Origin of the sequence: Brucella sp. TWI559, from assembly GCF_039674265.1 — a bacterium.
GTDB classification, from domain to species: domain Bacteria; phylum Pseudomonadota; class Alphaproteobacteria; order Rhizobiales; family Rhizobiaceae; genus Brucella; species Brucella chromiisoli.
This window is the reverse complement of record NZ_JBDJNE010000004.1, coordinates 71702-92630: the sequence shown is the minus strand read 5'-3', so window position 1 is coordinate 92630 and position 20929 is coordinate 71702. Positions and strand designations below refer to the sequence as shown.

The window sequence follows — 20929 nt, the reverse complement described above, 5'->3', positions numbered from 1 at the left end:
TCAAAGCTCCATCAATTGTTGAATGAAGTCTGCAATTTCTTCGATTTGATCAAGATGAAACACCGGTAATCTTTCATGGCTTTGCATATGATCGCTGGCAATGGCAACAATGCTGGAATCGCTATCGCAAAGCGGTGGCCCTTCGTGGCTGCCAATACGCCTAAGTTCGATCTTCTTATGAGGTTCGTTTTTGTAGCCTTCAATCAGAACCAGATCGCAGGGGGCCAGCTTGCTGACAATGACTGGTAATGACGGCTCTTCTTCGCCAAGATTTTCATGCATGATCGCATAGCGTGCAGATGAAACGATTGCGACTTCCGCAGCGCCAGCATTGCGGTGCCGCCAGGAATCTGTCCCGATATGATCAATATCAAAATTATGATGAGCGTGTTTTACCGTCGAGATGCGATAGCCACGTTTGGTCAGCGCCTGAACGAGGCTTTCCGTCAGTGTGGTTTTGCCAGCATTTTTCCAACCGGTGATTCCGAACAGTTTATGGGTCATTGGATGGCCTCAATCAGCAGCTTTGCTACCTCAAGATCTTCAGGTCTGTTGATGTTGAAGAAGGGGTCATAAACTGCGCCATTGGATGTAAGTGCCACGAGCGCAAACACCACCTCTTCAAAACCGACATTTTGCGCGAAAGCAAGCACACTGGCCGTTTCGGTGCGTGCCAGCCAGTCAATAAGCGGTTGCAGCAGCTCTGTTTTCCAAAGCCCGCAAGTCGGATGAACACGGCCATTGGAACACGCAAGCACAATGCTGGCACCGGTTTTTGCTTGCTGCTCGTAAAGCCGCGATACAAGGTCAAGCGGCAGAAAGGGGCAGTCGGCTGCAACACTCAGGAGCAACGGGAAACCGGCGGCATATTCCAATGCTGTCTTGAGCCCCACAAGTGGCCCACCATGCGCGGAAATGGAGTCCGCTGTCACAGGTATCCCTAGTTTTGGAAGACGGCCATGATCGCCATTGGCGTTTAGAAAAAGCTGATCGACCTGCGGTGAAAGGCGCTTTGCAACATGTTCAAGAACTGTCTTTGTGCCGAGCTTTTGCAAAAATTTATCACCCGGCACACCGCCCGCCTGCATGCGGCTGGACTGGCCTCCGGCAATAATGGCACCTGCGATACGGTGCGTCTTTCCTGTCACGTGGGTTCTACTCCCGTGGGCGCAGCAGCCAGTGTGCTTTTATAGTGTTCCCGCTTTTTGAGAACATTTTCGCGGTACACCATATAAATACCGCTGCTGACGACAAGAATTGATCCAAGGATTGTATAAGTGTCTGGCGCTTCATTGAAGATCACAGTGCTTAGCAGGATCGCCCAAAGCAGGCTCGAATAGCGGAATGGCGAAACAAATGAAATTTCACCTTCACGCATCGCCAATATGATAAAGTGATAGCCAACCAGCAAAAGTGCTGCCGCCACAGCCATGAAAAGAATTGGCTCAAGGCCGATGGGTTGCCAGCCGCCCATAGGCACTATGAGTGCTCCACCTGTGAGTGCAATGGCACCAGCAGTGAGCGTTGAGAGATAAAGTGTCGGCACATGTGCCGGGACGCGGCGTGTCGCAATATCGCGCATCGCTGCAAAGCAGACGCTGGAAAGCAAAATCCCCACGGCGGCAAGCGTTGTTGAGGTGTCAGCGCCAGGACGAATGATAATCAGAACCCCGATCAACCCGAATGAGATACACATCCAGCGCCGCCAGCCGACTTTTTCATTCAGAAAAAGCACGGCGCCAACGGTCACAACCAAGGGCGTTGCCTGAAATACGGCTGAACAGAAAGCCTGTGAAAGATGCCCGAGCGAATAGATATATGTGACTGTCGCCAGCACTTCGCCCAGAACACGCAGCAACGTCATCTTATCCATCGACATGTTGCGAAGCGCTCCGTTGCGCCATGCGAGCAGCGCGATTGCCGTTGTTGCAAATATTCCTCGAATGAACATGTACTGACCACTGTTCATATGGATCAGCAAATATTTGGTAATTGAATCGCCGATGGTGAATGTCCCCATGGCGAGGAGCATGAAAATGCTTGCACGAAAATTTGCAGTTTGCGGCACAATATAAAATCCGATTTTGGGACTTTCTATCGCTACCTTATGATTTAGATAACGTCCAATGCATATGTGTTGCGAATTGATTTAAATTATTTATCCGCCAGTCAGGCTCATGTGGCGTGCAACGGCCGGACGATTATGGTCGCGATCAATGATGAAATCATGGCCCTTGGGCTTGCGTGAAATGGCCTCGTCAATCGCATCATTGAGAACGCTGTCACTTTCGCTTGCACGCACTGCGGTGCGCAGATCCGCATCATCGTTCTGACCAAGACACATATAAAGCATGCCTGTGCATGTCAGGCGCACACGGTTGCAGCTTTCGCAGAAATTATGCGTAAGGGGTGTGATAAAACCGAGCCGGCCACCCGTTTCTTTTATGGTGACATAGCGGGCAGGGCCACCGGTATGATAGGAATTGTCGGTTAGTGTGAACTGCTTGCCAAGATCGACACGAAGCTGCGAAAGCGGCAGATATTGATCCGTGCGATCAATCTCTATTTCACCCATCGGCATGGTTTCGATCAGCGTCATGTCCATGTCACGACCATGCGCCCAGCGGATCAGCTCTGGAATTTCAAACTCATTGAAGTTTTTCAGCGCAACAGCGTTGATTTTAATGCGAAGACCGGCCTTCTGCGCAGCGTCAATACCTTCAATGACGCGATTAAGATCACCCCAGCGGGTAATAGTACGGAATTTATCAGGATCAAGCGTGTCCATCGAGACATTGATACGCTTTACACCACACTCAGCGAGTTCATCAGCATAACGGACAAGTTGCGACCCGTTGGTTGTGAGCGTCAGCTCTTCCAACGCGCCGGTTTTGAGGTGACGCGACAGCCCGCGGATCAGATGCATGATGTTTTTGCGAACAAGCGGCTCACCGCCTGTCAGGCGCAACTTGCGCACACCCTTATCGATAAAGGCGCTGCAAATCCGATCCAGTTCTTCGAGCGTCAGCAGGTCTTTTTTCGGCAGAAACGTCATATGCTCTGCCATGCAATAGGTGCAGCGGAAATCACAGCGATCTGTCACTGAAACGCGCAAATAGGTGACAGCGCGTCCAAACGGATCAATCATATCTCCGGTCGAAGAAACAGCAGGCAATGTCTGAGATTGATTCATAGAATAAGCCATTGTTTCAAAACGCTGCAAAGTCACCCTCTTCAAGAGATAAGTTCCCTTGAGGAGTTTGTCCAGTTTATGTGACTGTCATCCTGTATATTGCAGAATCAAACGCAGCGGGAATGACGGAGAACAATTATGAGTGATGTCTGGCCGACCGAGTTGCGGGTGTCGAAGGATCGCAAGCTTTTGACGGTGGCTTTCGAAAACGGTGAGCGTTTTGAGCTGACAGCAGAATTCTTGCGTGTGCTCTCTCCTTCGGCAGAAGTGCAGGGCCATTCACCAGAACAACGGGTCACGGTGGGCGGCAAGCGCAATGTGGAAATCATGCGTATGGACCCGGTCGGCAACTATGCCGTCCGTATTACTTTTGATGACATGCACGATACCGGACTGTTCTCGTGGACTTATCTGCACAAGCTGGGCACTCAGAAGGATACTCTCTGGCAAACCTATCTGGACGAGCTTGTGGAAAAGGGGCTGAAACGTGACCCGAAATAAAAAAAGGGGCGATAAACGCCCCATTTTTAACCGAGATTGAGCTCTTTGAAAAAGTCATTGCCTTTGTCGTCGATGACGATAAAGGCTGGAAAATCGACCACTTCAATGCGCCATATGGCTTCCATGCCGAGCTCTGGATACTCGACCACCTCAACCTTCTTGATGCAGTCCTGAGCAAGGCGGGCAGCAGGGCCACCAATCGAACCCAGATAGAAGCCGCCATGTCTGCCACACGCTTCACGGACCTGACGCGAGCGATTGCCCTTGGCGAGCATCACCATCGAACCGCCAAATGACTGGAACTGATCGACATAAGAATCCATGCGGCCAGCCGTCGTCGGCCCAAAGGAGCCGGATGCATAACCGGTTGGCGTCTTGGCTGGGCCTGCATAATAAATCGGGTGGTTCTTGAAATAATCCGGCATAGGTTCGCCGTTTTCCAGCCGTTCGCGGATTTTCGCATGCGCCAGATCGCGTGCGACGATGATTGAGCCAGTCAAAGAAAGCTGTGTCTTTACAGGGTGTTTCGACAGTTCCTTAAGTATCTGCTCCATGGGCTGGTTGAGGTCAATTTTGACCACATGCGATGAGAGCTTTTCCTCGTCAATCTCTGGCATATACTGCGCGGGATTGGTTTCGAGTTTCTCAAGGAAGATACCGTCTTTCGTGATTTTGCCTTTGGCCTGCCGGTCGGCAGAGCAGGAGACACCCAGACCAATTGGCAGCGATGCGCCATGGCGGGGCAGGCGGATAACGCGCACATCGTGGCAGAAATACTTGCCGCCAAACTGTGCACCGACGCCAAGCGACTGTGTCAGCTTATGGATTTCAGCTTCCATCTCCAGATCGCGGAAAGCATGACCGTCTTCCGAACCCTTGGTTGGGAGACTGTCGAGATAGCGCGTGGATGCGAGCTTCACCGTCTTGAGGTTCATTTCAGCGGAGGTTCCGCCGATAACGATTGCCAGATGATACGGTGGGCAGGCCGCAGTGCCGAGGCTTAAGATCTTATCCTTAAGGAAATCAATCAGGCGGTCATGCGTCAGCAACGATGGTGTGCCCTGATACAAGAACGTCTTGTTGGCAGAGCCACCGCCCTTGGCAACAAACAGGAATTTATAGGCGTCTTCGCCCTCTTCATAAATGTCGATCTGCGCAGGCAGATTGTTCCTGGTGTTCTTTTCTTCGAACATCGATAACGGGGCGAGCTGCGAATAACGCAGGTTCTTCTTGTTATAGGCATCCAGAACGCCGGCAGCGAGCGCATCAGCATCACCGCCTTCTGTCCAGACACGACGGCCTTTTTTACCCATGATGATTGCTGTGCCGGTGTCCTGGCACATGGGCAACACACCGCCGGCCGCAATATTGGCATTTTTCAGCAGGTCATAAGCCACGAAGCGGTCATTATCGGTGGCTTCCGGGTCTTTCATGATATTGGCAAGTTGCTGCAAATGGCCGGGGCGCAGCAGGTGATTGATATCCGCAAAGGCAGCTTCCGACAGAATGCGCAGGCCTTCAGCATCAACGCTCAGAACTTCCTGTCCCTTAAACATATCGACCGAAACATGATCAGATGTCAGTTTGCGATAAGGAGTGTTGTCTTCGCCAAGTGGAAAAAGATCAGCGGCGCCTGCTTCTGCCATTGTGGTACCTCGCGTGCTTGCCAGTTACATATTCTCGCCGGGCTTTTAGCGTGATGCTGGATGGATTCCACTGCGGCACTTTGTGCAGATCCGGAATTAATCGTTTGTTATGTGTCTGCAAAAACGCTTCTCAAGAAAAATTGATAGAACTGCCCGAAAAAAAATGAGGAGATTGCGTTAACGTTAAAAGATTCTATACGAGATTCATCAATTCTATGGGCGAAGATTGACGCAGGCCGCTATAGCGGTTGTACTGAATTGGCGGTTGGAATGCAGTTCTCCAGAAATTTGAATCGGAACGTTGAAGATAATCGCAAACGCGGTCCTTATGTCCGCAAAGCGATGGCTTTCGCACTGGCCGCATCGACACTTTTCTCGACAGCGCAGGCGCAGGCAGCAAATTCGCTGCTTGAGCTGTTCCAGCAGCGCCGTCAGCAGCAAGCCCAACCGGTTCAACCGCCAGTGCAGGCCGCACCGGCACCCAAGATTGCAAAGCCGGTTTCCATGCCCAGAGCCGCCATACCGCCCGCACAGCGTGTGACGGTTAAGGGACCGCAGATATACGATTACAAGCCGGACGCCTTGATTAATATCGATTTCAGCGCGCTCGATATGCAGGTGACCGCAGCTGTCGCTGCTGCGCAAACAGATCCTCTGACATCAGGCATGTCGCCGATTGGCCCAACAAAGAAGGTGACGGAAACACCGGCTGAATTAGCTTTTGATGCGGCGGCGGATTATCTCAAGACTGTTAATGTGAAAGCAGAAAAGCAGATCGCGGACGCCATCGTCAGCTTCTATTCTGAAAACCGCAAATTCCTCTGGTCAGCTGATAATAAGGCTCTTGATAAGGCACGCAGCGTCGCCGCGTTCTTTGCGCAGTCGGATGAAGATGGGTTCAACCCCGAGGAATATGAAGTTTCAATTCCCGGCGATCATTTTGATGAATCGCAGCTTGCAGAACGCCAACAAAAACTCACGGATTTTGAAATCCGCATGTCAGCGCGCGCGCTGCGTTATGCAATCGACGCAGGCGAGGGGCGTATTGTTGCTGACCGCTTGAGTGGCTTTCACGACCTGCCGCGTAAGCGCGTCGATCCAAAGGCGGTCCTTGCTCGTCTGGCGACGGAAACTGATCCGGTCGCCTATCTGAAAAGCTTTCAGCCAAACAATGAGGCCTATTCGGCCCTGAAGCGCGAACTGGCGAACACAGAGGCGCCAGCAGGCAAACCAATTCGCATTTCACTCGATAAAGCCATTCGTCCGGGAGATACCAGCGATCAGCTGGCCAAGGTTGTGGCGCTTATTACGCATCATGCACCGTCGAGCTATATCGAACAGCATCGCGATGTGTTGCAGGCCCATGCCGATACAACCATTTACGACCCGGAGCTGACCACGGCCATCAAGGATTATCAAAGGCTTTCGGGCAGCACGCCTGATGGCATCATCGGCAAAAATACGATCGCAGCGCTTCAGGGTGAGCAGGATTCGATCAAGCGTGATCGTATTCTCTATTCGATGGAACGTCTGCGCTGGCTGCCACATGATTTCGGATCGCGCTATGTGATGGTCAATCAGCCATCCTATCGCGCTGAATATTTCGAAAACGGCAAAGAAAAGCTGGCCATGAATGTCGTGATCGGTTCACCAACGCATCAGACCTATTTTTTCTACAACAAGGTGCAGACCGTTGTGTTCAACCCATCGTGGGGTGTGCCGCGCTCAATCATCCTGAATGAAATGTTGCCCAAAGTGATGCGCGATAACAGCTATCTCGACCGCAATGGCTATGAAGTTTATGTTGGCGGCAAGAAGGTTTCGGCAAGTGCGGTTAATTGGAATGCCGTTGCCGCAGGCAAAGCCCATGTTGGCATCCGACAGAAGCCAAGCCTTGATAACGCTTTGGGTGAACTCAAGATTTTGTTCCCAAATGCCCATGACATTTATATGCATGACACACCGGCAAAATCTTATTTCAGCCGCGACATGCGTGCCTTAAGCCATGGCTGTATTCGTCTAGAGCGTCCGCGTGATATGGCGGCGGCGGTTCTTGGTAAGCCTGTTGCAGACCTGAGCAAATATTTCGGCAAGGATGAGCGCGGCATCAAAGTCGCTGATCCTGTTCCGGTTTATATTGCCTATTTCACCGCATGGCCTGATGCATCAGGCACAGTTCGTTTCTACAACGATGTTTATGGCCGTGATTCCGGTTTGCAGAAGGCTTTTGATAAAACGGCTGAATCGCGATTAGCTTCTCTTTAAGTCGCTATCTTATTTATTGACTGATGGCATTTGAAAAAGGCGGACTTAGAGCGCATTTCGATCTGATTGGATCAGATCAGCGCCCCAAGTCCGCCTTTTTAACTTCAATTTTGAATATAGCAGGCTTTTCCCTGACCCCGCGCCGGATCACCGAAAGTCTGATTGTTACATGGTACGCCGTCACGGAAAACGCGTTCTACGAAACGCCCTTTCGCACCATAACGAACGAGCTTGCGGCCATAAAAATCGCAAAAGCCATTTTCTTTGGCGCATTGCTGCCATTGACTACGGCCCCGGTCGTCTCGTCTACCACCACGCCAGTCGTTTCGTCGATCATCACGACGATCCTCGTAACGCTCACGCACGACATATGAGCAACTTTTTCTTCTCTTGGGCGCAGGATCTCCAAAAACGCGGTTCGAACAGCGAACTTCCGGGCGGTCGATAAAGCGCGATGTACCCTGCCCATCAGCGCCGTAAATAACCTCGGTCGGGTAAGGCAATTGGCAAATGCCGTTTTCCGATGCACATTTTTGTAGACGCGCTGCTTCTGCGGAGGCAGGCGCGAGCACATACATGGATGCGATGAAGGCTGATATGCCTGCAATCAGGCTGAGCTTGTTAGACAGAAGAGCTGCCATGCGAACACCATTGTTTGAGTATTGATCTGCTGAAAAATATAGAACCCGCATATTGAATATAGAGTGAACGATAATTCACGTCTCTATCTATCTGAATTTGATGCACGCGTCGTTTTATTTGAGAGAAATGATTGTAAAATCCCGTTGCCGCAGTTTCCTTTCTGTCTTGAATCCGCAACAGTGCACCTGAAGGTTTCTCGTCAGTAAGGTCGTTTGAAATGCATGGTGAATATAAGGTCCACGGTGGAAAGCTGGTCGTTATCGATCTGGAGGTTCAGGACAATAAACTCTGCAACGTACAGGTTGCCGGTGATTTTTTCCTCGAACCCGGCGAAGCCCTTGATGATATTCGCAATGCATTGAATGGCCTGCCTGCAACGGCGTGCGCTGAAGAAATCGCGGATGCCGTGCGCAAAGGGCTTCGTCCCGATGCCTTCATGATTGGTTTCAGCCCGGAGGCGGTGGCCATTGCGGTTCGTCGCGCTCTCGGCGTTGCAAGGACATGGCGCGATTACGAATGGCAGATCATTGATATTCCGCCACTCAGCCCGACAATGCATCTGGCGCTTGATGAGGTTCTGGCGCGCGAAGTTGCTGCCGGGCGCCGTGCACCCACATTGCGCTTTTGGGAGTGGGAGCGTCCTTCAATCATCATTGGTGCATTTCAGTCACTGCGTAATGAAGTGGACATGGATTCGGCCGAAGAAATGGGCGTGGAAACGGTGCGTCGCGTAACCGGCGGCGGTGCTATGTTTGTCGAACCTGGCAATACGATCACCTATTCACTTTATGCGCCTGGGGATTTGGTCCGCGATATGAGTTTTGCCGATTCCTATGCATTTCTTGATGAATGGGTGCTGAAATCCCTCAACTCGCTTGGAATTGACGCTTTTTATAAGCCGCTCAACGATATTGCGAGTTCGAAAGGCAAGATCGGAGGAGCCGCTCAAAAGCGTTATTCCGGTGGAACCGTTCTGCATCATGTCACGATGGCTTATGATATGGATGCAGAAAAGATGGTGAAGGTCCTGCGGATCGGCCGTGAAAAACTCTCTGACAAGGGCACGGCCAGCGCCGTCAAGCGCGTCGATCCTGTCCGCAGTCAGACCGGCTTGCCGCGCCGCGAGGTCATTGATCGTATGACGGAGACATTCATCTCGCTTAATGGCGGTGTAAGCGGCACGATTACGCCGGAGGAATTTGCCGCAGCAGAGCAGCTCGTGGAAGAAAAATTCGCGACTGAAAAATGGCTGCATCATATTCCGTAAGCAAAGAATAGCTGCAAGCTGCGCAGCGCCGCGTGACAGCGGCGTCAAGCCATGTCATAGGGATGCCGAGTTTTCACAAGGCCTCCCGCGCATATGATCCGTTTAGACAATATCAGCAAGTCCAATAGCCATCGCATTCTGTTTATCGAAGCTTCAGCCGCTTTGAACCGCGGCGAGAAGATTGGCCTCGTCGGGCCGAATGGTGCTGGCAAGACAACGCTTTTCCGCATGATTACCGGCGAAGATCTGCCTGACGAAGGGCAGGTCAATGTCGAAAAAGGTGTAACGATTGGCTATTTCAACCAGAATGTTGGTGAAATGGGTGGGCGTTCGGCTGTTGCCGAAGTGATGGACGGGGCAGGGCCGGTAAGCAGTGTCGCGGCTGAATTGCGCGAACTTGAAGCCGCCATGTGCGACCCCGATCGTCTTGATGAGATGGATGCCATTATCGAGCGTTATGGCGAGGTGCAGGCTCGTTATGAAGAGCTTGACGGTTACGGGCTGGATGGCCGTGCGCGTGAAGTTCTGGCAGGGCTTAGTTTTAGTCAGGAAATGATGGATGGCGATGTCGGCAAGCTGTCCGGCGGCTGGAAGATGCGCGTGGCGCTTGCCCGTATTCTGCTGATGCGCCCGGATGTTATGCTGCTTGACGAGCCAAGCAACCACCTTGATCTCGAAAGCTTGATCTGGCTCGAATCCTTTCTTAAAAACTATGATGGCGCGCTGCTCATGACATCGCATGACCGCGAATTCATGAACCGCATCGTGACCAAGATTATCGAAATTGATGCCGGGTCGCTGACCTCTTATGCGGGGGATTACGCCTTTTATGAAGGCCAGCGCGCACTCAACGAAAAGCAGCAGCAGGCGCAATTCGAGCGCCAGCAGGCAATGCTCGCCAAGGAAATCAAGTTTATCGAGCGTTTCAAAGCGCGTGCATCACATGCTTCGCAAGTGCAAAGCCGTGTCAAGAAACTCGAAAAGATCGACCGTGTGGAGCCTCCACGCCGACGCCAGACGGTTGCTTTTGACTTTGCTCCTGCACCGCGCTCAGGCGAAGATGTGGTCAGCCTCAAGGGCGTCAGCAAAACCTATGGAAGCCGAACGATCTATGATGGTCTGGATTTTATGGTTCGGCGCCGCGAACGCTGGTGCATTATGGGCGTGAACGGAGCAGGCAAGTCAACGCTGCTTAAACTTGTGACGGGTGCAACCGAGCCGGATCAGGGCATTGTGAATCTTGGTGCGAGCGTGAAACTTGGCTATTTCGCGCAGCACGCCATGGATATTCTGGATGGTGAAAGCACCATTCTTGAATGGCTGGAGCAGCGTTTTCCAAAGGCAGGACAGGCACCTTTACGGGCATTGGCTGGCTGTTTTGGTTTTTCCGGCGATGATATTGAAAAGAAATGCCGTGTGCTGTCCGGTGGTGAAAAAGCGCGCCTGGTGATGGCGGCAATGCTGTTTGATCCGCCGAATTTCCTCGTGCTTGATGAGCCGACAAACCATCTTGATCTCGACACAAAGGAAATGCTGATCAAGGCGCTTTCAGCTTATGAAGGCACAATGCTGTTTGTATCGCATGATCGCCGTTTTCTGGCAGCTCTGTCTAATCGGGTTCTGGAACTCACTTCCGATGGCATTCAGCAATATGGTGGTGGTTACACTGAATATGTCGAAAGCACCGGGCAGGAAGCGCCCGGTTTGCATGTCGGATAAAACAAACAAAGGCGGGACATTCCCGCCTTTTCTTTTGCGCTTTTATCGCAAGCGGCAAAGGATCATCTTTGATATTAAATTAGCGCAGCGACCTTTTCATGATCAGAGGCCCATCTGTTTTCTGCTCAACATATCGCATAATGACCCGCACAGTCCGTGAACGCACCGAGGTTTTGCTGGCGCACTTTAAAATGGCATCCTGTGCCGAAACAGCAAACTCTCGTCCCGCTTTTCTAACCGGCTGAAACTCCACTGTTAAAATGCGCGTCAGTTGGCCATTTCCGTCATAAGTAACTTCGAAAGTTGCAGACGCACGGCTGTAGTTCGCATCTTCCGGCAATTGCCAACACTGTTCGGCCATCTCGGTCACAATTTCAGAGTCAGTTGCGGCCGTTGCAATTGTTGGGATAAGCCAAAGTGCAAAAACGACAATTCCGATTAACTTTTTCATTCGTCTCCCAAGCAGCTTCGCCTCTGGCTTTGTTTAAGATAGGCATTCAGAAAACAAATACCAATCATAAGGCCGATAATTGCTTCGGCAACAGCGGATACCATTTGCACTTGTAACACTAAGCAATATCACGGAGGTCGGAAATAAGAGGGGATGATGTTTACCGGTTAAATGACTAAAATGGCGCACCCGACAGGATTCGAACCTGTGACCTCTGCCTTCGGAGGGCAGCACTCTATCCAGCTGAGCTACGGGTGCATCACCGGGAGGCGTGAGCCTCGTCTACCGAGGTTCTAAACGAAGCGATTGATTGCTTCAATGGCCTATTTGGGAAATTCTAATGGTTTATCCGCAAATTTTGCACGTTCAGGATTTTACGCTCGAACTTTAATGACACCACCGCCAAACCGCTCAAGTCTCTCGGTGTAAAGCAACGGTGCTGTCAACACTTGTCATCACTCCCAAAAAAGTCCCTAAAGGCAGATCATCACTAACACGCTGCCAATCCTGATATCCAGTTGAGCTGCGACCTTTTACGAGATATGAAGCTGGTGAAGGCTTGGAAAACGGAATATCGCGGGTCAGCTCCAGATATTCCCCATGTGAAATAAGGCCGCCATCAGCCATTAATTGTTCACGCAGCTTTCTGACATTTAACGGTAAACTATCTGTAGCCCTGGCGTTTATTTTTGAACCAGCCTTGAGAGTGTAAGCACCATCTTCATAGCGTAAAAATGCCTTCTCGTTTTTTCTGTTCGGTAGCGTTGCATAAAGATCAAACGGCGCTATTTCCGATACTTCACTTTGGTTTATTGGTGCCGGGGAAGCTGTAATACGCTCCTGCACTGAGAATAAGTCGTAGCCAAGTGCCTCAAGCACATAGATCATGTTGCGAAGATAGGTTTGCATAGTTGCAATGTCTGCGCGTGGCAAATTTGAGCCGGTCGGCCGGTTAGAATTGGCAACGAGTGCCTTGCCACTATTATCTTTTAAAATAGCCCAGAGCTTCTCTTCCAGCCATTTGACGTGGGCACGCGTCAGATTGTCGTCCTTGCTGGTGAAGATCAGGAAGGTATCAAACGCGATTGGAAACTTGCTGTTCGTATAGCGTTGCGAGAAGTCGTCACTTTCACCAACATAAATTGCGGGTAAATCATCCTCAGCGCCAGATCTGATGAGAAGATAAACGCACGAACGGCTAAGGACTTCATCCTGAAGCGCTCGCTTGAAGAACTCGGGTTGCCCCGTGATAGCAACGCCTGTCCAGTTGTCGAGCTCGACAGTGCGAAGACTGCGCGGATCTTGCCCTGTGATGAAAATCTTTACGACACGACCGAACGCTTCATTGGAACTCATATTATTCTGACACAGCCCCCCAGATTTCGAGATGTATTCTTTAACATAACGCACTGGCGTAATGTCAAATTCGATTCGGAATAGCAGGTGGAAATTGAAGCATGTTCACAGGTGAAATTCGCTCAATAGTTGATCAGGTCTGGAATGCTTTCTGGGCAGGTGGGATCACCTATGCCATGCTACGGTGGTCGCGTTTCAAGAATGACGGCCCTGCGCGCATGTTTTTCATTGTGTCGGAAAATGTTTTTCAGTCGCGGTACGGCCTGGTACACTTCTGACGCTTACCAACTTCGAGGAAGTGCAAACTAAGTTTCTCTCCGCTGGTATTGGTGCTGCCATGCATTTGGAGAAAGCGGCGGAGATAGCGGATGGCTCTGGCGCGTTCGTCCGCTTGCTCGTCAGCCTTGACAGCGCGGCCGGGTAGTTTTTTCAGTGGTCTTGATTGGATGCGATCGCGAGATATGGCTGTCTTCAGATGTATTTTTACTGCCTCGCTTTGGGTGGTTCTGATTTAACCAGTCAGCCGGTACAATGACTATGAATGTTCTCAACGCAGGCGCTCAGTTCGAGCGCGATCGGCTAATTGAACGCACGCAGTATGGCCTCAAGCAAGTCAAGTCTGAACGGAAAAATTTAGGGTGTCCATCGACGCTTGGGATAAACAGAAACAGGACGTGCACGCTGATTTTGTAGCAGGCATACATATTTCAGCTATAACTCGAAAATTTGTGACCACTCGACAAACGGTCATGCGCGACAAGGGGGGGCTGTTAAAAATGTTGGGAAAATTGATGACAAATGAATGCTGGCAATCGTTCAAAAAGCTTACTGAGCGCTTGGAGTTGCGTCTGGTCACGGTATCAGATAGCGCGGCACTGCAAAAATTAATGACGCCTGCGATTAGCCGGTGGGTGGCCGCTTGGCCATATCCTCTTACACAAGAAGCTGCTGAAAAGATAATTGATAAAGCCCTCACTGGTCATGCAGAACAGCGTACGCTTCCACTCGTAATCGTGAACCAAGCTGACAATCAGGTCATTGGATGGATCAAAGTAGATTTTGAAGAGTTTGATGGAAAGCGAGTTGGCGAAATCGGCTACTGGCTCTCTGAAGAAGTTCATGGCGTGGGATTGGGCTATGAAGCCGCCCAAGGACTAATTGCAGCTTGCTTTGAAGGATTGAGAGTACATTCAATGCGAGCAGGCGCGCAAACCGAGAATACCATTTCTCATAATCTCCTAATGAAATTGGGAATGCACAGAATTGGGGAGCAGCTTGTCTTTGCACCGGCTCGAAATAGAGATGAATTGTGCACTTATTTCGAAATGATGAGAACCTGATTATGGCTTTCTGATTTAACCGCATAACGACTACGAGTGTGGCATCTGATGGCGCGCTCCTGTATGTTCTTCATCCGTTTGAGCTTGTTGTATGATTTATAACTGCTCTTGTTTCGGTCCCGTTAAGGCAAACAGATCACGTATTTTCAGCGTTTCAATCAGAACAGGAGATGCTCTAAGATTTCAAAACTCTCCGAGTTAAGCGGCCTATGGGCTGCTTTTTTTGCATAAGCAATAACTGCATCGGTGAGATAAAGAAATTTAGTTCCAAACATTCCTCTGCTAAGAGAGGAATGGCGCGAGTGACGGGGCTCGAACCCGCGACCTCCGGCGTGACAGGCCGGCACTCTAACCAACTGAGCTACACCCGCGCATTGTTCTGATGTCTTTCGATCAGGAACGCTGCTCATGTATTCGGGAACTTGGTCAGCGTCAATCGTTTCCGCACGTAAGATGATAAAAAAGTTGGGATAATTCTAATTTAGGCTCATAACTGTGGAAAATGCAGTCATTTTGCTGCCATTTTAAATTTGCCGCTTCTGTGCAGGCGTGAATTTGGCAGAAAAAGCGGCGCCCTAACATAAACGTCGCTCGTTTTAGATTCGAGCTGCGGACAGATTCGCCAGTCTTAGGATCAATCTTAATTTCGACCGTCGCGTCATTTTTATGAAACTGTCTATTGCCACGCGCCAAAATGCGTCTGCAAATAGCAGCCAAACACAAGAAAAGCAGCAATAGCCAAAACAAATAAGAATATCTTCATATTATGAATATCTACATTATCGACATCACAAACAAGAAAACTCTATGTGAACTGTCCCCGGCTATGCGCAGGGCTTTTCACGCCCATTGCAGGGCTGTGACGTTTAACCATTAAAAGCGTTAAAAAGAATTCATAAGCCTTCCCATTGATATCCGAAAATCCATCGCCATTTGCGCTGTTCAATACCTCAATTTAAAAATTCCAACGGGAACCTATGGCCACATCCTCCAAGCGCCGAGCATTGCTGATTGTCAATCCAAAAGCCCGCAATGGCAAAGGGTTCAATGCGGATATGCGCGCGATACTCGAACGTGGAAACCTTGCTCTCATCGAGAAGACAGTCCGGGGCGATGAAACCATTTCGGATGTTATTCGTGCGAACACCGATGTGGACATGGTTATTATTGGCGGTGGCGATGGTACGCTAAACGCAGCAGCGCGAGGGCTCGTCGAAACGAAACTGCCGCTTGCCATATTGCCGTTTGGTACGGCCAACGATTTCGCCCGCACGATTGGCATTCCTGCCAATCCTATTGAGGCAACACGGCAATTGCTCACCTATCATCCACATCCAATTGATCTTGGTGAGGTCAATGGCCATCTTTATTTCAATGTCGCCAGTATTGGCTTTAGTGCAGAGCTTGCACAACAACTCAGTTCTGATGCCAAGAAAAAATGGGGCAAATTCGGCTATGCGATTGCGGCAGGCCGTATTCTCATGCGTTCGGAATTGTTCACAGCCTATCTTGAGCATGACGGGATGACCGAAACGATCAAGACGCTTCAGGTATCGGTTGGGAATGGCAAATTTTATGGCGGCGGTATGGCTGTCCAAAAAGACGCAGCCATTGATGATGGCAAACTCGATTTTTACAGTTTGGAAGTTGATGGTTGGTGGGAGTTGCTGCGTCTGCTTCCCAGCCTGCGTCAGGGAACCCAGTCGAAATGGGATGATGTGCGCGCTTTTCCAACACAGGAAGTCATTATTCGCACAAAAAAACCGCGTCCGGTCAACACAGATGGTGAGCTTACGACCTGGACGCCCGCGCATTTTCGCCTGCACCGCGAGGTGATCCGCGCCTATCGGCCTGCATCATTTTAAATTCACAAAAAATGGCCCGCTCTTGAAAGAACGGGCCCAATTCATGACGTTAGGTGATTGGCTCGGAGGTCAGAAGAGCCGTCAATATAACGCTCAATGCCCCCCAGTGTTCCATCATCAGAAGAAAAAATACCAGATAAACAGAACTGCGATGAATGGTACGCCAAGAAGCCAGAGGATAAGAGCTCGGAACATTTTGTTTCTCCTTCATGTTGAAAAATTAACGCGCAGGCAAACCGAAAGTTCCCCGTTGGATGTGTCAGAAATATGCGGATAGCTGACGACTCATTATAGGGATTTGCAAAAGCTTTAATGATCCGTCAATAATTCAGTGACATCACTATTTTCTAAAAGATAAGTTCGATCTCTCGATCAACGAAAAATTGCGGGCGTATGGCGTATGAGTTCTAACGGGTGGCGAAACCGTGCTGAAAGTGCGGAACTGTCGATAAGGCGCGATAAGCGTGCACCGGCTGCGATGTTGACCTTTGTTGCGCTGGCTCTTGCTCTTGCAGGCTGTGCAAGTGCTCCACAGCCAAAATCGAAGAAAAAGCACCCAAAAGAATATTTTGCTGAATCCAAATATGGCGTCAAAGCCAGTCCCCGTGTCACCAGTGTTCAGGGCAAACCGCTGCCGCGTGGCGGTGGGCGTGATCAGATTGGCAAACCCTATCAGGTTAAAGGCCGCTGGTATTATCCGAAAGAGAACAAGAATTATGCCTCAACGGGTCGCGCTTCCTGGTATGGCAGCGCTTTTCATGGCCGGTTGACCGCCAATGGCGAAATCTATGACATGACGCATTTGACAGCAGCGCATCCAACGATGCCGCTGCCAAGCTATGCGCGCGTTACCAATATGTATAATGGTAGCTCGATCATCGTTCGTGTGAATGATCGCGGACCATTCGAGCGTGATCGCGTTATTGATCTGTCGCAAAAGGCGGCTGAGATGCTGGATTACCAGCATCATGGTACTGCTGACGTGAAGGTGGAATATGTTGGACGCGCTCCGCTTGACGGGCAGGATGATGCCTATCTGATGGCATCCTATCGACCAGGCAATGCTGATCCGATCGGACAGCCAGCCACAGGCGTCATGATGGCAATGAATGCACCGACACCAACACCGGCAGGCATTGCGGCTATGCCTATTCCGCAATCATCACCGTTTGAAGTCAATCAGGCTTATGGCGATGGTGAAATGCCTTTGTTACCCGCGAGTGTTCCCGTTCCGTCACAGCGTCCGGCTCATAGCTTTGGTGTTGCTACAGCCGCAAATATTGGTGGATTGGGGTATGCTTCTGATCGTTTGGCGGCATCTGCCTATGCAGAAGAACGCACTTACGGCAGTATTTTGACTGAAAGTGCGATTTCAAACGCATGGAAGCGCAAAGACGCGGAAGAGCCGCGTGAATATGTTGAACTGGGCACGTTTAATACGCTGGAAGATGCGTTGAAGCTTCAGAAATCCCTGCCTCGGTCTGCGCGCGTCACGCGCACGAAAACACCGACAGAGCAGGGCGATGTTTACGAACTGACGGCATTTGCCCAAAATGGCAACAACGACGATCTGCTTCGTGCAGCATGGAAGGCTGGAGCGAGCGACGCTTTTGTCGTTCGTGCCGATTGATTCCAGCTGCAAATACCGCGTGGCTTCATTCGAAAATGACGAGGGTAGGATGCAACGGCCTAAAAGCGTGAAGTTTGTAACGGCGGTTGCCGTTTCGTTTCTTTTCGCTTTGCCAAGCTATGCGCAGACTGTACCGGCAGAGTTCGCCACCAAAGCGCCGCAGGTCCTTTTGTTGGACGATAAAAGTGGCACGGTTCTTCTTTCCAAAAATCCGGATTTGAAAATTCCACCAGCGTCACTTGCCAAGCTGATGACGGCGGAGGTTGTTTTTGAGGCGCTTAAAAAAGGCGAAACAACGCTCGAAACCGCCTATCCAGTCACGGAATATGCGTGGCGCACTGGTGGCGCACCGTCACGAACGTCCACCATGTTTGCAGCGCTCAAATCGACGCCAACTGTCGCCGATCTTCTTCAGGGTATGATTGTTCAGGCAGCCAATGATGGTGCGATTATTCTTGCCGAAGGCTTGTCCGGCGATGAGACTGCCTTTTCAAAGAAAATGAATGAACGAGCGCAAGAATTGGGACTTACAGGCTCGCATTTCGTCAACGCTACCGGATTGCCAGCGGACGGACAGACTGTAACGCTCTCTGATCTCATAAAGCTTGCGCGACATATCTACAGTGCGCATCCAGAGGCTTACACGTATTATGCACAGGAAGCATTTACCTGGAACAAGATCATGCAACGCAATCGAAACCCGCTCTTGCGGCTCGATATTGGTGCCGATGGCATGGCGACGGGTTATACGGAGGCATCGGGGTACGCGCTTGTAGGGTCAGCAAAACAGAATGGGCGACGGCTTTTTTTGGCCATGAGTGGCTTAACCAGCACCAAAGAGCGTGAAGAAGAGGCCAAAAAGCTCATTCAGTGGGGTATGACCTCCTTTGATGCCATCAATATTTATATGGCGAACGATGAGATCGGTGCAGCACAGGTTTTCGGCGGTTCGGCGTCCAGTGTCCCGCTGAAAGTGAAAGATAGCGTTGAATTGTTGCTCCCAAAGGAGGGGCGCGACAAGCTCAAAGCTCGCATCACTTACGAAGGTCCGTTAAACGCGCCGGTCGATGCAGACACACAAGTCGGAACGATGCAATTTGAGTTAAACGGCAATGTGGTTCAGGAAATACCGCTATATACGGCGCAGGACGTCGCAATTGGTACGCTCTCGCAGCGCGCCAGAGGCGCTGTGATGGAGCTTGCGACCGGCTGGTTGAGGAAATATCTCTAAACCCTCGACGTTCCAGTTAAACGCCGATAAACAGAACAGAGATTGTTTTGATCGGAACTCAATTTTGCGGAAGTCAGTTTGACCGGATTGTTCATTACATTCGAGGGTGGGGAAGGCGCGGGTAAATCAACCCAGATCGCCTTGCTGGCAGATCATTTGCGTTCCCTTGGCTTCGATCCACTGATCACGCGTGAACCCGGCGGTTCTGCGGGAGCGGAAGCCGTCCGCCATGTGATTCTGAGCGGCAATGCCGAAAGCTATGGCCCGGCCATGGAAGCATTGCTGTTCGCCGCCGCCCGTGCTGATCATGTCGATCAGCTGATCCGCCCGGCGCTCGCTGAAAATCGTATCGTGCTTTGCGACCGTTTTATCGATTCGAGTAGAGCCTATCAGGGGGGCACGGGTAATCTTGATGCCACTTACATGGCGGCGATTGAACGTATCGCCATCGATGGTGCCATGCCTGATCTCACAATCATTCTCGATATTCCTGCAGAAAAAGGCCTTTCACGAGCCAATAAGCGCCGTGGTGCTGACGTGGCGGATCGTTTCGAGAAAGAAGCGATTGCCGTGCATGAAGCACGCCGTCAGGCTTTTCTTGCTATTGCGAAAGCGGAGCCGGAGCGCTGTAAAGTGGTGAATGCCGACCGTATTCAGGATTCGATTTCAGCAGATATCATCCGAATTACCGATGAAATTCTGAAGAAAAGGGGACTTCTGTGATCGAAGAACTCGACGTCCCCAAAGCGCATGATTCCATCGAGGGCGTTGCAGAGCCATCTGCCAGCGATTATCTCACTGGTCACAGCGAGATTGCGGCTTTCCTTGCGCAGGCCTATCGTGAAGGCAGGATGCATCATGCCCTGCTTTTTGAAGGTGAGCAGGGGATCGGTAAGGCAACGCTGGCCTTTCATCTGGCGGGCCATATGCTTGAACATAGCGATCAGGTTTTGGCACCCGAAACCATTGGCGCACCTGATTTTAACAAGCCACTATGGCGACAGATTGCAGGCGGCATGCATCCGGCTGTGCTGCATATCAATCGGCCTTTTGATCAGAAGACGGGCAAGTTCAAAACTGGCATCCCGGTTGAGGAAATTCGCCGTGTTACCCATTTTCTCACCCGCACCGCATCAGACGGCGCATGGCGCATTGTCATTGTCGATCCGGCAGATGACATGAACCGCAACGCGGCCAATGCGCTTCTCAAAACACTGGAAGAGCCGCCCGCCCGCGCAATCTTCATTCTGATCTCGCATTCATCGGGAAGATTGTTGCCGACAATCCGTTCGCGCTGCCAGAGCATCCAGTTCAAGCCGCTTGGCGATGATGCGCTCACCGACGCACTCGTTCACATCGGGCCAAGCGTCGGCCTTGATGCGGATAACATTACACCATCGCTTCTCGGTCGTTCGGAAGGCAGCGTGCGCAAGGCGCTGCTTCTCGTGGCGCATGGTGGTCTGGAAATATCCGATACGGTCGATGCAATCTTGCAGAGACAGAATTTCGACCTGCCGAAAGCGCAGGCTCTCTCAGGTGTTCTGAACGGCCGTGAAGCAGAAGTTCAGTATGAATTGTTCCGTGATTATCTGATGAGCCGGATTGCCGATGAAGCGCGTCGCTATGCAGATTCGGGTCAGTTGCGCGAAGCCGATCAATGGTCACGCTATTGGAGTGAGTTGACCCGCGAAATTTCCAATGCCGAGACCTATAATCTCGACCGAAAGCAGGCCGTTATGATTCTTTTGGAAAAAACGCATCGTGCTTTTCGGTCAGGCCTGCCTCCGCTTACGTGACATGCAGTCCTACATGCGTTATGTCAC

At 50.9% G+C, this 20929-nt stretch carries 19 protein-coding genes and 2 tRNA genes; 11 read left to right on the top strand and 10 right to left on the bottom strand.

Features of this window, described 5'->3' with window-relative positions; all coding sequences use genetic code 11:
• The 4 genes from mobB to moaA form a co-directional block, all read right to left on the bottom strand.
• Positions 1–504: a molybdopterin-guanine dinucleotide biosynthesis protein B gene (gene mobB / locus ABE530_RS07565; RefSeq protein WP_499694141.1), complete on the bottom strand. Its 504-nt coding sequence runs from the start codon at positions 502–504 to the stop codon at positions 1–3.
• Positions 501–1148: a molybdenum cofactor guanylyltransferase MobA gene (mobA, locus tag ABE530_RS07560; RefSeq protein ID WP_499694140.1), complete on the bottom strand. Its 648-nt coding sequence runs from the start codon at positions 1146–1148 to the stop codon at positions 501–503. The genes mobB and mobA overlap by 4 nt, the downstream gene beginning before the upstream one ends.
• Complete coding sequence (locus ABE530_RS07555; RefSeq protein WP_499694237.1) at positions 1145–2032, bottom strand: DMT family transporter; 888 nt, start codon at positions 2030–2032, stop codon at positions 1145–1147. Before ABE530_RS07555 ends, mobA begins: the two co-directional genes overlap by 4 nt.
• Before the next feature lie 126 nt (positions 2033–2158).
• A complete protein-coding gene (moaA, locus tag ABE530_RS07550) occupies positions 2159–3193 on the bottom strand; it encodes a GTP 3',8-cyclase MoaA (RefSeq protein WP_323054533.1) in 1035 nt (344 codons plus the stop codon).
• Positions 3194–3331: 138 nt separating this feature from the next.
• Here moaA and ABE530_RS07545 point away from each other — a divergent pair, with 138 nt between their 5' ends.
• On the top strand, positions 3332–3694 hold the full coding sequence (locus tag ABE530_RS07545) for a gamma-butyrobetaine hydroxylase family protein (protein WP_265983783.1): 363 nt from the start codon (positions 3332–3334) through the stop codon (positions 3692–3694).
• A gap of 26 nt (positions 3695–3720) precedes the next feature.
• On the opposite strand, the gene ABE530_RS07540 is transcribed toward ABE530_RS07545, so the two are convergent.
• Complete coding sequence (locus ABE530_RS07540; RefSeq protein WP_265983785.1) at positions 3721–5340, bottom strand: fumarate hydratase; 1620 nt, start codon at positions 5338–5340, stop codon at positions 3721–3723.
• 270 nt (positions 5341–5610) lie between these two features.
• Between ABE530_RS07540 and ABE530_RS07535 the strand changes: the two genes are divergently transcribed.
• Entirely contained in the window at positions 5611–7605 is a 1995-nt protein-coding gene (locus tag ABE530_RS07535; RefSeq protein WP_499694139.1) for a L,D-transpeptidase family protein, read from the top strand.
• A 104-nt stretch (positions 7606–7709) separates the two neighbouring features.
• On the opposite strand, the gene ABE530_RS07530 is transcribed toward ABE530_RS07535, so the two are convergent.
• Positions 7710–8246 carry a hypothetical protein gene (locus ABE530_RS07530; protein WP_265983786.1) on the bottom strand — a complete coding sequence of 179 codons (537 nt, stop codon included), beginning with the start codon at positions 8244–8246 and terminating at the stop codon, positions 7710–7712.
• A 218-nt stretch (positions 8247–8464) separates the two neighbouring features.
• Here ABE530_RS07530 and lplAB point away from each other — a divergent pair, with 218 nt between their 5' ends.
• Both lplAB and ABE530_RS07520 read left to right on the top strand, forming a co-directional pair.
• Positions 8465–9514 carry a lipoate-protein ligase LplAB gene (lplAB, locus tag ABE530_RS07525; protein ID WP_499694138.1) on the top strand — a complete coding sequence of 350 codons (1050 nt, stop codon included), beginning with the start codon at positions 8465–8467 and terminating at the stop codon, positions 9512–9514.
• A gap of 93 nt (positions 9515–9607) precedes the next feature.
• Positions 9608–11233: an ABC-F family ATP-binding cassette domain-containing protein gene (locus ABE530_RS07520; RefSeq protein ID WP_265983790.1), complete on the top strand. Its 1626-nt coding sequence runs from the start codon at positions 9608–9610 to the stop codon at positions 11231–11233.
• Between the two features lie 79 nt (positions 11234–11312).
• Here ABE530_RS07520 and ABE530_RS07515 read toward each other — a convergent pair whose 3' ends face one another.
• The 3 genes from ABE530_RS07515 to ABE530_RS07505 form a co-directional block, all read right to left on the bottom strand.
• On the bottom strand, positions 11313–11684 hold the full coding sequence (locus tag ABE530_RS07515; protein ID WP_499694137.1) for a hypothetical protein: 372 nt from the start codon (positions 11682–11684) through the stop codon (positions 11313–11315).
• A 181-nt stretch (positions 11685–11865) separates the two neighbouring features.
• A tRNA-Arg gene (locus tag ABE530_RS07510) sits at positions 11866–11942 on the bottom strand.
• Between the two features lie 153 nt (positions 11943–12095).
• Positions 12096–13040, bottom strand: coding sequence for a DUF4357 domain-containing protein (locus ABE530_RS07505; protein WP_499694136.1), 945 nt, complete (start codon positions 13038–13040; stop codon positions 12096–12098).
• Between the two features lie 101 nt (positions 13041–13141).
• Between ABE530_RS07505 and ABE530_RS07500 the strand changes: the two genes are divergently transcribed.
• Positions 13142–13318, top strand: coding sequence for a hypothetical protein (locus tag ABE530_RS07500; RefSeq protein ID WP_265984739.1), 177 nt, complete (start codon positions 13142–13144; stop codon positions 13316–13318).
• Positions 13319–13678: 360 nt separating this feature from the next.
• Positions 13679–14380 (top strand): GNAT family N-acetyltransferase, encoded by a 702-nt coding sequence (locus ABE530_RS07495; protein WP_499694135.1) that lies wholly within the window; start codon positions 13679–13681, stop codon positions 14378–14380.
• A 294-nt stretch (positions 14381–14674) separates the two neighbouring features.
• Here the strand turns inward: ABE530_RS07495 and ABE530_RS07490 are convergent.
• Positions 14675–14751: transfer RNA gene (locus ABE530_RS07490), tRNA-Asp, on the bottom strand.
• 606 nt (positions 14752–15357) lie between these two features.
• On the opposite strand from ABE530_RS07490, the gene ABE530_RS07485 reads away from it, so the two are divergent.
• The 5 genes from ABE530_RS07485 (at position 15358) to ABE530_RS07465 (ending at position 20902) form a co-directional block, all read left to right on the top strand.
• The gene (locus ABE530_RS07485; protein WP_499694134.1) at positions 15358–16245 is read left to right on the top strand and encodes a lipid kinase; all 888 of its coding nucleotides are present in this window, start codon (positions 15358–15360) and stop codon (positions 16243–16245) included.
• A 400-nt stretch (positions 16246–16645) separates the two neighbouring features.
• Entirely contained in the window at positions 16646–17875 is a 1230-nt protein-coding gene (locus tag ABE530_RS07480; protein WP_499694133.1) for a septal ring lytic transglycosylase RlpA family protein, read from the top strand.
• A gap of 49 nt (positions 17876–17924) precedes the next feature.
• Complete coding sequence (locus tag ABE530_RS07475) at positions 17925–19106, top strand: D-alanyl-D-alanine carboxypeptidase family protein (protein ID WP_499694132.1); 1182 nt, start codon at positions 17925–17927, stop codon at positions 19104–19106.
• Positions 19107–19184: 78 nt separating this feature from the next.
• Positions 19185–19829, top strand: coding sequence for a dTMP kinase (tmk, locus tag ABE530_RS07470; RefSeq protein WP_499694131.1), 645 nt, complete (start codon positions 19185–19187; stop codon positions 19827–19829).
• Positions 19826–20902 carry a DNA polymerase III subunit delta' gene (locus tag ABE530_RS07465; RefSeq protein WP_499694130.1) on the top strand — a complete coding sequence of 359 codons (1077 nt, stop codon included), beginning with the start codon at positions 19826–19828 and terminating at the stop codon, positions 20900–20902. The genes tmk and ABE530_RS07465 overlap by 4 nt, the downstream gene beginning before the upstream one ends.
• Positions 20903–20929: the final 27 nt, after the last annotated feature.

Excerpts from the sequence above, each read along its gene's own strand:
- mobB (WP_499694141.1), bottom strand. The coding sequence starts at position 504 with ATGACCCATAAACTGTTCGGAATCACCGGTTGGAAAAATGCTGGCAAA.
- ABE530_RS07555 (WP_499694237.1), bottom strand. The coding sequence starts at position 2,032 with ATGCTCCTCGCCATGGGGACATTCACCATCGGCGATTCAATTACCAAA.
- moaA (WP_323054533.1), bottom strand. The coding sequence starts at position 3,193 with ATGAATCAATCTCAGACATTGCCTGCTGTTTCTTCGACCGGAGATATG.
- ABE530_RS07545 (WP_265983783.1), top strand. The coding sequence starts at position 3,332 with ATGAGTGATGTCTGGCCGACCGAGTTGCGGGTGTCGAAGGATCGCAAG.
- ABE530_RS07540 (WP_265983785.1), bottom strand. The coding sequence starts at position 5,340 with ATGGCAGAAGCAGGCGCCGCTGATCTTTTTCCACTTGGCGAAGACAAC.
- ABE530_RS07535 (WP_499694139.1), top strand. The coding sequence starts at position 5,611 with ATGCAGTTCTCCAGAAATTTGAATCGGAACGTTGAAGATAATCGCAAA.
- ABE530_RS07530 (WP_265983786.1), bottom strand. The coding sequence starts at position 8,246 with ATGGCAGCTCTTCTGTCTAACAAGCTCAGCCTGATTGCAGGCATATCA.
- lplAB (WP_499694138.1), top strand. The coding sequence starts at position 8,465 with ATGCATGGTGAATATAAGGTCCACGGTGGAAAGCTGGTCGTTATCGAT.
- ABE530_RS07520 (WP_265983790.1), top strand. The coding sequence starts at position 9,608 with ATGATCCGTTTAGACAATATCAGCAAGTCCAATAGCCATCGCATTCTG.
- ABE530_RS07515 (WP_499694137.1), bottom strand. The coding sequence starts at position 11,684 with ATGAAAAAGTTAATCGGAATTGTCGTTTTTGCACTTTGGCTTATCCCA.
- ABE530_RS07505 (WP_499694136.1), bottom strand. The coding sequence starts at position 13,040 with ATGAGTTCCAATGAAGCGTTCGGTCGTGTCGTAAAGATTTTCATCACA.
- ABE530_RS07500 (WP_265984739.1), top strand. The coding sequence starts at position 13,142 with ATGTTCACAGGTGAAATTCGCTCAATAGTTGATCAGGTCTGGAATGCT.
- ABE530_RS07485 (WP_499694134.1), top strand. The coding sequence starts at position 15,358 with ATGGCCACATCCTCCAAGCGCCGAGCATTGCTGATTGTCAATCCAAAA.
- ABE530_RS07480 (WP_499694133.1), top strand. The coding sequence starts at position 16,646 with ATGAGTTCTAACGGGTGGCGAAACCGTGCTGAAAGTGCGGAACTGTCG.
- ABE530_RS07475 (WP_499694132.1), top strand. The coding sequence starts at position 17,925 with ATGCAACGGCCTAAAAGCGTGAAGTTTGTAACGGCGGTTGCCGTTTCG.